14 protein-coding genes are annotated in these 11,871 nt (G+C 71.1%); 12 read left to right on the forward strand and 2 right to left on the reverse strand.

The genetic code is table 11. The features are described from left to right. The 9 genes from SGA01_RS34785 to mutM all read left to right on the forward strand — a co-directional run. Positions 1 to 957 (forward strand): fatty acid kinase subunit FakA-related protein (locus SGA01_RS34785; protein ID WP_503827363.1); only part of this gene is annotated, 957 nt, incomplete at its 5' end. A gap of 40 nt (positions 958 to 997) precedes the next feature. After that, positions 998 to 3,214, forward strand: a complete 2,217-nt coding sequence (recG, locus tag SGA01_RS34790; protein ID WP_141301809.1) for an ATP-dependent DNA helicase RecG — start codon at positions 998 to 1,000, stop codon at positions 3,212 to 3,214. Positions 3,215 to 3,291: 77 nt separating this feature from the next. After that, entirely contained in the window at positions 3,292 to 3,876 is a 585-nt protein-coding gene (rsmD, locus tag SGA01_RS34795) for a 16S rRNA (guanine(966)-N(2))-methyltransferase RsmD (protein ID WP_141301811.1), read from the forward strand. A 26-nt stretch (positions 3,877 to 3,902) separates the two neighbouring features. Further along, complete coding sequence (coaD, locus tag SGA01_RS34800; protein WP_190133561.1) at positions 3,903 to 4,382, forward strand: pantetheine-phosphate adenylyltransferase; 480 nt, start codon at positions 3,903 to 3,905, stop codon at positions 4,380 to 4,382. 110 nt (positions 4,383 to 4,492) lie between these two features. Next, positions 4,493 to 5,551 (forward strand): F0F1 ATP synthase subunit B, encoded by a 1,059-nt coding sequence (locus SGA01_RS34805; RefSeq protein WP_141301815.1) that lies wholly within the window; start codon positions 4,493 to 4,495, stop codon positions 5,549 to 5,551. Positions 5,552 to 5,678: 127 nt separating this feature from the next. After that, complete coding sequence (locus SGA01_RS34810) at positions 5,679 to 6,332, forward strand: YceD family protein (RefSeq protein ID WP_141301817.1); 654 nt, start codon at positions 5,679 to 5,681, stop codon at positions 6,330 to 6,332. Between the two features lie 2 nt (positions 6,333 to 6,334). Beyond that, positions 6,335 to 6,508, forward strand: a complete 174-nt coding sequence (gene rpmF / locus SGA01_RS34815; RefSeq protein ID WP_015036448.1) for a 50S ribosomal protein L32 — start codon at positions 6,335 to 6,337, stop codon at positions 6,506 to 6,508. 20 nt (positions 6,509 to 6,528) lie between these two features. Continuing rightward, complete coding sequence (rnc, locus tag SGA01_RS34820) at positions 6,529 to 7,341, forward strand: ribonuclease III (RefSeq protein WP_055641137.1); 813 nt, start codon at positions 6,529 to 6,531, stop codon at positions 7,339 to 7,341. A gap of 118 nt (positions 7,342 to 7,459) precedes the next feature. Further along, a complete protein-coding gene (gene mutM / locus SGA01_RS34825; RefSeq protein ID WP_141301819.1) occupies positions 7,460 to 8,320 on the forward strand; it encodes a bifunctional DNA-formamidopyrimidine glycosylase/DNA-(apurinic or apyrimidinic site) lyase in 861 nt (286 codons plus the stop codon). Positions 8,321 to 8,379: 59 nt separating this feature from the next. On the opposite strand, the gene SGA01_RS34830 is transcribed toward mutM, so the two are convergent. Continuing rightward, entirely contained in the window at positions 8,380 to 8,766 is a 387-nt protein-coding gene (locus SGA01_RS34830) for a winged helix-turn-helix transcriptional regulator (protein ID WP_055641135.1), read from the reverse strand. 122 nt (positions 8,767 to 8,888) lie between these two features. On the opposite strand from SGA01_RS34830, the gene SGA01_RS34835 reads away from it, so the two are divergent. Further along, positions 8,889 to 9,473, forward strand: coding sequence for a flavodoxin family protein (locus SGA01_RS34835; protein WP_055641134.1), 585 nt, complete (start codon positions 8,889 to 8,891; stop codon positions 9,471 to 9,473). 106 nt (positions 9,474 to 9,579) lie between these two features. Here the strand turns inward: SGA01_RS34835 and SGA01_RS34840 are convergent, their stop codons facing one another. Next, positions 9,580 to 10,584: a CAP domain-containing protein gene (locus SGA01_RS34840; protein ID WP_141301821.1), complete on the reverse strand. Its 1,005-nt coding sequence runs from the start codon at positions 10,582 to 10,584 to the stop codon at positions 9,580 to 9,582. 223 nt (positions 10,585 to 10,807) lie between these two features. Between SGA01_RS34840 and SGA01_RS34845 the strand changes: the two genes are divergently transcribed. Together SGA01_RS34845 and SGA01_RS34850 are read left to right on the forward strand one after the other, a co-directional pair. Beyond that, entirely contained in the window at positions 10,808 to 11,089 is a 282-nt protein-coding gene (locus SGA01_RS34845) for an acylphosphatase (RefSeq protein WP_141301824.1), read from the forward strand. Between the two features lie 385 nt (positions 11,090 to 11,474). Next, positions 11,475 to 11,693, forward strand: coding sequence for a hypothetical protein (locus tag SGA01_RS34850; RefSeq protein WP_055641131.1), 219 nt, complete (start codon positions 11,475 to 11,477; stop codon positions 11,691 to 11,693). Positions 11,694 to 11,871 lie beyond the last annotated feature (178 nt).

The following is an 11,871-nucleotide window of genomic DNA, read 5'->3' on the forward strand; positions in this document are numbered from 1 at the left end:
CCCGCCGCACCCGAGCGGTGCGGCGACGGGGACGGCCCCGCGTACGAGGTGATCTACCTCCTGGAGGCCGGGGACGCGGCCGTGGACCTGCTGCGGTCCCGCCTCGACGCCCTGGGGGACTCCCTGGTCGTCGTCGGCGGCGACGGACTGTGGAACGTCCACGTGCACGTCGACGACGCCGGAGCCGCCGTCGAGGCCGGCGTCGAGGCGGGGCGCCCCCACCGGATCCGCATCACCCACTTCGCGAGCGCCGAGGCGCAGGCGGACACGGACACGGACGCGCGCGGGGCGCGGGTCCAGCGCGCGGTCGTCGCCGTCGTCCCCGGCGAGGGCCTGGCCGGGCTGTGCGCCGAGGCGGGCGCCACCACCGTCCAGACACGCCCCGGCGAACAGCCCGCGGGCGACGAGCTCGTCGACGCGATCCGCCGGGCGCACGCCCGCGAGGTCGTCCTCCTGCCCAACGACACCGAGCTCCGCCAGACGGCCGCCGCCGCGGCCGAACGGGCCAGGGCGGAGGGCATCCGCGTCGCCCTCATCCCGACCCGGGCCGCCGTCCAGGGCATCGCCGCCCTCGCCGTCCACGAACCGGACCGCCGCTTCGACGAGGACGTCGTCGCCATGACGGCCGCCGCGGGCGCCACCCGCTACGCCGAACTCGCCGTCGCCGAACGCCAGTCCTTCACCTCGGCCGGCGTCTGCCAGGCCGGCGACGTCCTCGGCCTGATCGAGGGCGACGTCGCCGTCATCGGCCAGGACCTCACCGAGACCGCCCGCACCGTCCTCGACCGGATGCTCTCGGCGGGCGGCGAACTCGTCACCCTGATCGTCGCCGACGGCACCCCGCCCGACCTGGCCGCCGCCCTCGAAGGCCACGTCCGCCGCGGCTACCTGGCCGTCGACACGACCACGTACCACGCGGGCGAAGGAGCGCCTCCGCTGCTCATCGGAGTGGAATGACCCGAGGGGAACCACCCGACTGTCGGTCCCGTGGTGTGCAATGGAACGCGTGCCCGCGCTCGACGAACCACTCAAGAAGTCCCTCGGCCCCGCCACCGCCAAGGTCATGGCCGAGGCGCTCGACCTGCACACGGTCGGTGACCTGCTCCACCACTACCCCCGCCGGTACGCCGAGCGGGGGGAGCTGACCACACTCGCCGACCTGCCGCTCGACGAGCACGTCACGGTCGTCGCGCAGGTCGCCGACGCCCGCGTGCTCACCTTCAACGGCTCCAAGGGACGCGGCCAGCGCCTCGAAGTGACCATCACGGACGGCAGCGGCCGGCTCCAACTGGTCTTCTTCGGCAAGGGCGTGCACAAGCCGCACAAGGACCTGCTGCCCGGCACCCGGGCGATGTTCTCCGGCAAGGTCTCGCTCTTCAACCGCCGCCTCCAACTCGCCCACCCCGCGTACGAACTCCTCCGCGGCGACGGCGACAGCGACGGGACCACCGCGAGCTCCGACAGCGTGGCCGGCTGGGCCGGGGCCCTCATCCCGATCTACCCGGCCACCACCAAGCTGGAGTCCTGGAAGATCGCCAAGGCCGTCGACGCCGTCCTGCCGCACGCAGAGGACGCCGTCGACCCCCTGCCGCCCGCCCTGCGCGAGGGCCGCGGCCTCACCGAGCTGCCCGAGGCCCTGCGGAAGATCCACCGCCCCCGCACCAAGGCGGACATCGCCGACGCCCGCGACCGGCTCAAGTGGGACGAGGCCTTCGTCCTCCAGGTCGCCCTCGCGCGCCGACGGCACGCCGACACCCAACTCCCCGCCGTCGCCCGCCGCCCCGTCCCCGACGCCATCCTCGACGCCTTCGACGCCAAGCTGCCCTTCACCCTCACCGACGGCCAGCAGAAGGTCTCCCGCGAGATCTTCGACGACCTCGCCACCGAACACCCCATGCACCGCCTCCTCCAGGGCGAGGTCGGCTCGGGCAAGACGATGGTGGCCCTGCGCGCCATGCTCGCCGTCGTCGACGCCGGGGGACAGGCCGCGATGCTCGCGCCCACCGAGGTCCTCGCCCAGCAGCACCACCGCTCGGTGACCGAGATGATGGGCGAGCTCGCCGAGGGCGGCATGCTCGGCGGCGCCGAGCGGGCCACCAAGGTCGTCCTGCTCACCGGCTCCATGGGCATGGCCGCCCGCCGCCAGGCCCTCCTCGACCTCGTCACCGGGGAGGCCGGGATCGTCATCGGCACGCACGCGCTGATCGAGGACAAGGTCCAGTTCCACGACCTCGGCCTGGTCGTCGTCGACGAACAGCACCGCTTCGGCGTCGAGCAGCGCGACGCCCTACGGGGGAAGGGCAAGCAGCCGCCCCACCTCCTCGTGATGACCGCCACACCCATCCCGCGCACGGTCGCCATGACCGTCTTCGGCGACCTGGAGACCTCCGTCCTCGACCAGCTGCCCGCCGGCCGCTCCCCGATCGCCACCCACGTCGTCCCCGCCGCCGACAAGCCGCACTTCCTCGCGCGCGCCTGGGAGCGGGTCCGCGAGGAGGTGGAGAACGGCCACCAGGCCTACGTCGTCTGCCCCCGTATCGGCGACGAGGAGGACCAGAAGAAGAAGTCCAAGGCGTCCGCCGAGGACGAGGCCGAGAAGCGGCCGCCGCTCGCCGTCCTGGAGGTCGCCGAGAAGCTCCGTACCGGCCCCCTCGCGGGCCTGCGGATCGCCGTCCTGCACGGGCGCATGCACCCCGACGACAAGGACGACGTCATGCGGCGCTTCGCCGCCGGCGAGCTCGACGTCCTCGTCGCCACCACCGTCATCGAGGTCGGCGTCAACGTCCCCAACGCCACCGCCATGGTGATCATGGACGGCGACCGCTTCGGCGTCTCCCAGCTCCACCAGCTCCGCGGCCGCGTCGGCCGTGGATCCGCCCCCGGCCTCTGCCTCCTCGTCACCGAGATGCCCGAGGCCAGCCCCGCCCGGCAGCGCCTCGGCGCCGTCGCCGCCACCCTCGACGGCTTCGAGCTCTCCCGTATCGACCTCGAACAGCGCCGTGAGGGCGACGTCCTCGGCCAGGCCCAGTCCGGCGTCCGCTCCTCCCTGAAGATGCTCACCGTCATCGACGACGAGGAGGTCATCGCCGCCGCCCGCGAGGAGGCCACCTCCCTCGTCCTCGCCGACCCGGACCTCACCGCCCACCCCGGACTCCGCACCGCCCTCGAAGCCCTGCTCGACAAGGACCGGGAGGAGTACCTGGAGAAGGGCTGACCCCGGCGGACCCCGGCGCGGGCGCAACCGCCATAAGCTGATGCGTACGCAATGGCTCATGGAGAACGAGGAAACCGATGACCCGCGTGATCGCCGGCACCGCCGGCGGACGCCGACTCGCCGTACCCCCCGGCAACGGCACCCGACCCACCTCCGACCGGGCGCGCGAAGGGCTCTTCTCCACCTGGGAGGCCTTCCTCGGCAGCCTTGAAGGGACCCGGGTCGCCGACCTGTACGCGGGCTCCGGCGCCGTCGGGCTCGAAGCGCTGTCCCGCGGCGCGGTCCACGCGCTCCTCGTCGAGGCCGAGCCGCGCGCCGCGAAGACGATCCGCGACAACATCCGGACACTCGGCCTGCCCGGTGCCGAGCTCCGGACCGGCAAGGCGGAGCAGATCGTGACGGGACCGGCCCCGGCCGACCCGTACGACCTGGTCTTCCTCGACCCGCCGTACGCCGTCGCGGACGACGATCTTCGCGAGATCCTCCTCACACTCCGCTCGGAAGGCTGGCTCACGGGCGACGCTCTCGTCACCGTGGAGCGCAGCACCCGAGGCGGGGAGTTCGGCTGGCCGGACGGATTCGAGCCACTGCGGGCCCGTCGTTACGGCGAGGGAACGTTTTGGTACGGTCGCGCCGCCTCTACGTGCGAAGACGCACGATGACCGGACCGGAGAGCGAGGGACCCACGTTGCGCCGCGCCGTCTGTCCGGGGTCATTCGACCCCATCACCAACGGACATCTCGACATCATCGCCCGCGCATCCAAGCTGTACGACGTCGTACATGTCGCGGTGATGATCAACCAGTCCAAGAAGGGACTGTTCACGGTCGAGGAGCGGATCGAGCTGATCCGCGAGGTCACCGCCGACTTCGGCAACGTCGAGGTGGAGTCCTTCCACGGACTGCTCGTCGACTTCTGCAAGCAGCGGGACATCCCCGCCATCGTCAAGGGCCTGCGCGCCGTCAGCGACTTCGACTACGAGCTGCAGATGGCCCAGATGAACATCGGCCTCACGGGAGTGGAGACCCTCTTCGTCCCCACCAACCCCACGTACAGCTTCCTCTCCTCCTCGCTGGTCAAGGAGGTGGCGGCCTGGGGCGGCGACGTCTCGCACCTGGTCCCGCCGCAGGTCCTCGGCAGGCTGAGCGAGCGCCTCGCGCAGAAGTGACGCGCGGCCACCGCCGCTGACGCTCCGTCATCTGGTGTCGGACGGGAGGCGACTGCCCTTACAGTCGTCCCGTCCGTCTCCATCCAGCTGTAGAGAGTGGCGAGCACCCGGTGGACGTGCAGAAGAAGCTCGACGAGATCGTCGCGACCGTGCAGGGCGCCCGTTCCATGCCCATGTCGGCATCCTGTGTGGTCAACCGCGCCGATCTGCTCGCCCTGCTCGAAGAGGTGCGGGACGCCTTGCCCGGCTCCCTGGCCCAGGCCCAGGAGCTGATCGGCGGCCGCGAGCAGCTGGTCGAGCAGGCCCGCCAGGAGGCGGAGCGGATCATCGAGGCGGCCCACGCCGAGCGCGGCTCGATCGTCTCCGACACCCAGGTCGCCCGGGAGTCTCAGGGCGAGGCCGACCGGATCCTCGCCGAGGCCCGCCGCGAGGCCGAGGAGGTCCGCGCCGAGGCCGACGACTACGTCGACTCCAAGCTCGCCAACTTCGAGGTCGTCCTCAACAAGACCATCGGCTCCGTCGACCGGGGCCGCGAGAAGCTCCTCGGTCGCGGCCCGGGCCTCGACCAGGACGGTTACGCGGACGAGGACGCCCCCGAGTACAGCTCGGACCCGCAGACGCTGATCAGCCGGGCCGACGAGTACGTGGACGCCAAGCTCGGCGCCTTCGAGGCGGTGCTCAGCAAGACCCTGGAGGCCGTCGGGCGGGGCCGGCAGAAGCTGCACGGCCGGATCGCCACCGACGACCTCGGCGAGCACATGGCCGCACAGGACGGCCTCGCCGGCACGGTGCACACGAGCGACGCCGACTACCTCGCCGGGCTCGCGGAGCTCGCCGACCCCCAGCCGGTCCCGGTCCCCGCACAGGCCCCCGCACAGATCCCGGCCCAGCAGCAGCCCGACCCGTACGGCTACCAGCAGCAGCCGCAGCAGGAGCCCGCGTACGGCTACCAGCAGCAGCAGCCGGACCCGTACGGCTACCAGCAGCAGCCCGACCCGTACGCCTACCAGGGCCAGTACGGCTACGAGCAGCAGCACCAGCACCAGCAGCACGAGTACCAGCCCCAGGCCCCACAACAGCAGCCGGCCGCCGCGCTCGACGAGACCAGTTTCTTCGACACGAGCATGATCGACCTGGAGCAGCTGCGCCGGTACGAACAGGGGCAGTAAGGGGCACGGGGCCCGGATTGGGCCCTGAGCGAAGCGTCCAGTATCCTGGCTCTTCGGTCGCGCCTGTTCCGCGATCCTTGCTGCCCACTTCTGGCGGCCCCCTCACGATTCGAAAGCAGGAAGAGCCCTGAGCACGCGCCTCGACCACCGCAATCCCCTCGTGTTCGACACACACGAGCTGGGGCGGCGTCCTGGTGCCCTCCAGCGGCTCTCGCGTTCCGTCGAGGCCCCCGCGGCCCTCGGCGTCGAAGGGGTCATCGGAGTGCCCGAGGGCGCTCCGGTGGAAATCGATCTCCGTCTCGAATCGGTCATGGAAGGGGTGCTTGTCACAGGCACCGCCCGTGCATCGGCCGAGGGGGAGTGCGTAAGGTGTCTGGAGCCCGTCGAGCTGGAGCTCGACGTGGACTTCCAGGAGATGTTCTCGTACCCCGACTCCGACGACCGGGGCCGCTCCAGGGCGGCCGCGGACGACGAAGCCGAGGAAGGCGAGGACATGATCCCCCTCGAGGACGGCATGTTCGACCTCGAGCCTCTGCTGCGTGATGCGGTGGTGCTCGCACTGCCGATGCAGCCGGTGTGCCGGGATGACTGTGCGGGTCTGTGCTCCGAGTGTGGAGCCAACCTGAACGAGAACCCGGACCACCACCATGATGCCGTCGACGCTCGTTGGGCGGCATTGCAGGGACTCGCCGGTTCGCTGGGAACCGATGAGAAGGACAACATGAGCGGCAAAGCCTCTGACGGGGACGTCCGAAGCGCCGCCGAGAAGCAGGAGAAGTAGCCGTGGCTGTTCCGAAGCGGAAGATGTCGCGCAGCAACACGCGCCACCGCCGGTCGCAGTGGAAGGCTGCGGTCCCCACCCTGGTTTCGTGTGAGCGTTGCCAGGAGCCGAAGCTGCAGCACATCGCGTGCCCGAGCTGCGGCACCTACAACAAGCGCCAGGTCCTCTCGGTCTGATTGGGCTGGTGAGAGGCGCAATGTCTGAGTCCCGCAAGACGGACGACAAGACGGACCATGCCTCGTCCCACACGCTTCTGGAAGGGCGGCTCGGCTATCGGCTCGAGTCCGCCCTTCTGGTGCGTGCACTGACCCACCGTTCGTTCGCGTACGAGAACGGCGGTCTGCCCACCAACGAGCGTCTCGAGTTCCTCGGGGACTCCGTGCTCGGCCTGGTGGTCACGGACACGCTGTACCGCACCCACCCCGACCTGCCCGAAGGCCAGCTGGCCAAGCTGCGGGCCGCGGTGGTCAACTCACGCGCACTTGCGGAGGTCGGTCGCGGCCTCGAACTCGGCTCCTTCATCCGGCTCGGCCGGGGCGAAGAGGGCACGGGTGGCCGGGACAAGGCGTCCATCCTCGCCGACACCCTTGAAGCGGTGATCGGCGCGGTCTATCTCGACCAGGGCCTCGACGCGGCGTCCGAGCTGGTTCACCGGCTCTTCGACCCGCTGATCGAGAAGTCCTCAAGCCTCGGTGCCGGCCTGGACTGGAAGACCAGTCTCCAGGAGCTCACCGCGGCCGAGGGCCTGGGTGTGCCGGAATACCTCGTCACCGAAGAGGGCCCGGACCACGAGAAGGTCTTCACTGCTGCCGCCCGCGTCGGTGGTGTCTCGTACGGCACCGGCACCGGCCGCAGCAAGAAGGAAGCGGAACAGCAGGCGGCGGAGTCCGCGTGGCGCGCTATTCGCGCGGCCGCGGACGAGCGCGTGGCGGCGGCCAAGGCCGCTGCCGAAGCCGGTAAGGGAGAGGTCGCCGACCCCTCTCCGAGCACGGACGGGGCGACGGCCTGACGGCCTTCCCCCTCCGCTTCCCGAGAACCCCGCCCCAGGGCGGGGTTCTCGTCTTTTCCCCGGCGGCTACGCCGGTAGGGTTGAGGCGCTGTCGATCGACGTCGTCCGGAGGAGTGCCGTGCCCGAGCTGCCCGAGGTCGAGGTCGTACGGCGCGGTCTTGAGCGCTGGGTCGCCGGACGGACCGTGACCGAGGTCGAGGTGCTGCACCCGAGGGCCGTACGGCGCCATCCGGCCGGCGGCGCGGACTTCGCCGCGCGGCTGAAGGGGCAGCGCTTCGAGGTGGCGCGGCGGCGCGGGAAGTACCTCTGGCTTCCGCTGGCCGAGACCGGCACCTCCGTGCTCGGGCACCTGGGCATGAGCGGCCAGCTGCTCGTCCAGCCGGAGGACGCCGCCGACGAGAAGCACCTCCGCATCCGGATCCGTTTCGACGACGCCACCGGCACCGAGCTCCGCTTCGTCGATCAGCGCACCTTCGGCGGGCTCTCGCTCCACGACCAGACCCCCGACGGGCTGCCCGACGTCATCGCGCACATCGCCCGGGACCCGCTGGACCCCGCATTCGACGAGGCCGCCTTCCACCGCGCGCTGCGCCTGCGCCGTACGACCGTCAAGCGGGCCCTGCTCGACCAGTCGCTGATCAGCGGCGTCGGCAACATCTACGCGGACGAGGCGCTCTGGCGGTCCAGGCTGCACTACGACCGGCCCACCGCCACGCTCACCCGGCCGCGCTCGGCGGAGCTCCTCGGGCACGCCCGGGACGTCATGAACGAAGCGCTCGCGGTCGGCGGCACCAGCTTCGACAGCCTGTACGTGAACGTCAACGGCGAGTCCGGCTACTTCGACCGCTCGCTCGACGCCTACGGGCGCGAGGGCGAGCCGTGCCACCGCTGCGGTACTCCGATGCGCCGGCGCCCCTGGATGAACCGCTCCAGCTACTTCTGCCCGCGCTGCCAGCGCCCGCCGCGCCCGAGCGCGTGACGGACAGGGCCTCGACGCCCTGACGAAGCGAGGTCTCGCCGCCTGACCGGGGCGGGGCCTCAGCTCGTGACCGGGGCCGTGCGCTCCGCGTCGTAACTCTCCCGCGCCGCCTCGACCTGCGGCATGCGGCCCTCCACCAGCTCGATCAGGCCGATGAGCCGCTCCGCGATCTCGCGGCCGAGCGGGGTGAGCCGGTAATCGACGCGCGGCGGATTCGTGGGCTGCGCGTCCCGGTGGACGAGACCGTCACGCTCCAGCGCGTGGAGCGTCTGCGACAGCATCTTCTCGCTCACGCCGTCGACCCGGCGCCGCAGCTCGTTGAAGCGGAACGTCCCGTCGTACAGGGCGCCCAGGGTCAGGCTGCCCCAGCGGCCCGTCACGTGCTCCAGCGTGCCGCGCGAGGGACAGGCCCGCGCGAAGACGTCGTAGGCGAGGTCGTCAGTCATGCCCCCTACCGTACTCGCGCACAGCGCTTACCGACAGTGCAGCGCTATCCACTTGCTTGCGCTATCGAAAAGTTAGTGCTCTACTTCTGGTCATACCCCGCAGACCTTTCGAGGAGCCTCTTGTGACCACCCCCGTCGTCTCCATCGCCTACCACTCCGGCTACGGCCACACCGCGGTCCTCGCCGAGGCCGTCCGCGCCGGTGCCGCCGACGCGGGTGCCACCGTCCACCTGATCAACGTCGATGGGATCACCGACGCCGAGTGGGAGCTGCTCGACTCCTCCGACGCGATCGTCTTCGGCTCCCCGACCTACATGGGCACCGCGTCGGGAGCCTTCCACCAGTTCGCCGAGGCCACCTCGAAGCGCTGGTTCAGCGACGCCTGGCTGGACAAGCTCGCCGCCGGATTCACCAACTCCGGCTCCAAGAGCGGTGACAAGCTGCACACCCTGCAGTTCTTCCAGACCCTGGCCGGCCAGCACGGCATGACCTGGGTCAACCTCGGCCTGAAGCCCGGCTGGAACAGCAGCGAGGCCTCCGAGAACGACCTCAACCGTCTCGGCTTCTTCTCCGGCGCCGGCGCCCAGACCCACACCGACCTGGGCCCCGACGGCGTCCACAAGGCGGATGTCGCCACCGCCGAGCACCTCGGCCACCGCGTCGCCGTGACCGCGCGCACCTTCGCGGCCGGCAAGCTCGCCGCCTGATCGCTGGTCCCGCGCTGAACCGAGCGGATTCCGCGCTGATCCCGCGCAACGGAAAGGGCCCCGTCACCGGAGTGGTGACGGGGCCCTTTCGCGTACGGGAGCGGACTCAGCGGCCGAAGTCCTGGGTCCACCAGGGGCCGCCGTCACCGAAGTGCACGCCGACGCCCAGCGTCGTGAAGTCGCAGTTCAATATGTTGGCGCGGTGGCCGTCGCTGTTCATCCACGACTCCATCACGGCCGCCGCGTCGGCCTGGCCGCGCGCGATGTTCTCGCCGCCCAGGCCCGTGACGCCAGCCTGCTCGGCGCGCGCCCACGGGGTGTCCCCGTCCGGGTCCGTGTGGTCGAAGAAACCGCGCTGCGCCATGTCCGTGCTGAACGCCCCGGCCAGCGTCGCGAGCTGTGCGTCCGAGCGGACCGGGGTGCAGCCCACCTGGGCGCGCTCGACGTTGACCAGCCGGACGACCTCCGCCTCGGCGGCCTCGCTCCGGTCGGCCGTGGAGGGCGCGGCCGAGGTCTCGACCGGCGCCTCGGTGGTCGGATCCGGAGTGGGCCGCGGCGCGGCCGGCTTCGTCGTGGTCGCGACCGGGACCTTCGGGGTCACGGGCTTGGTGGGGGTCGCCGTCTTCGGCGGGGTCGCCTTCGGGCTCGGCTTCGCGGTCGGCTTCGCGCTGGGCTTCGCGCTCGGCTTCGCGGAGGTGGAGGGGGCGGCGGAGGGCGAGGCGGACTTGCTCGCGCTCGCGCTCGGGCGCGCGCTCGGGCTCTTGCCCGAACCGGAGCCCGCCGTGGCGCCCGTGCCACTGCCCGTGCCGCCCGACTCGCCGCCGGCCGGGGTCTGGGTCGCCCCGCCCTGCGTCGTCAGCTCCGGGGCCTGCCGGGACTGGATCTGGCGCTCGCCCGCGCCGGCGTTGCCGACGGTGAAGGTGTCCCCGCCGGGCAGCAGACCCGAGGTGACGGCCACGGCTCCCACCGCCACCGCCGCGGAGACGCCGAGGAGTCCGGTGCGCACGGGGGTGCTCCGCCACTTGCGGCGGTCACCCCGGTGTCGACGGTCCGTACCGGCCGCGTAGTCTTCTGCGGCGGGTGCGGAGCCGGAGCGACGGTGGCGTCCCATGTGCTGCCCTGCCTTCCTCTGCGGAGCTCCGCCGTTCCCTGCGGATCCTTGCTGGTGTGCGACGGTCTTTGCTCTGCTTTGCTGATCTTTGCTGCCGGCTCGGTTCGGACCGACTGCCGAATGGCGCGCGCCCGAACGGGTGAGTCGCATTCCGACGGGACTGTACGCGATGAGAAGCCGGGGCGACGTGCTCATCGGGGGATTCGCCGGTTAGCGTGCAGCCATGAGTGACGACGTACGGATGACCGCCTGGGTGCGCGGCCGGGTACAGGGAGTGGGCTTCCGCTGGTTCACCAGGGCAAACGCACTGGAGATCGGTGGCCTCGTGGGCTTCGCCCTGAACCTCGACGACGGCCGGGTCCAGGTGGTGGCCGAGGGGCCGAGTGACAATTGCCACCGTCTTCTCGACTGGCTCCGCACGGGCGACACGCCCGGCCGCGTGGACGGAGTCACGGAGATATGGGGCACCCCGCGGGGCGGCTACGAGAGCTTCGCGATCCGCTGACGTCCGCGACGGCGACCCCTCCTCGGTGACCGGGAGGGGTGCCGGGGGAACAGGCCGTGACGAGGGCGGGAAGGGAGAACTGCCTGGTGGTTGCCAAGAAGTGCCCGCCGTGGAAGGCTGCCCGTAAAGGATGATCGCCACGCCCCGAGGTACCGGGTCGAGAGGCGCCGCTGCCTGCCGCGCGGCCGCCGACTCCCCGGGCGCCCCTTTGAACGGGCGTGATCGTGTTGACCGTCAAACTTTTTGGTGAGACGCTGGAATCCCCGCGCACCTTAGCTGTTTGGCAGTGAGAACCGGCACGATGCACTGCCGAGCACCGCGGGTGCGAATCCCTCACGACCCACACCGCAATCGGTCGGTCACTCAGTGTGGAGGACCATCCATCATGGCAAAGGCGCTTCTCGGTTACGTCGGCGGCTCCGACCCGCGACTCCTCGCCGAGATGCGACGGCTTCAGCAGCGCGTCCAGGACCTGGAATCCGAGCTGGTACGGATCCAGTCCGAGAACGACACGCTCGCGGCTGCCGCCGCTCAGCACCAGGGAGAGTCGCTGCTCGACAGCATCGATCTCGACGTACCCCAGGCGGAGCCTGCGCTCACCTGACAACCCAGCCCCCAGGGGCCAGGTGGGAAACACTCCGTCCGGCATCGCCGACCGCGAAACCCACGTCGGCGTAGCAGGACAAGGCACAGCTGGATATGCAAGGGGCGCTTCGGCGTCCCTTCTTTCTTTCACCCGCCGTTCACCCCACGGCCCACCCCGGACCCACCCCTCCTCACCC

This window comes from Streptomyces gardneri (assembly GCF_006539185.1).
In the GTDB taxonomy this organism is placed as follows: Bacteria; Actinomycetota; Actinomycetes; order Streptomycetales; family Streptomycetaceae; genus Streptomyces; species Streptomyces gardneri.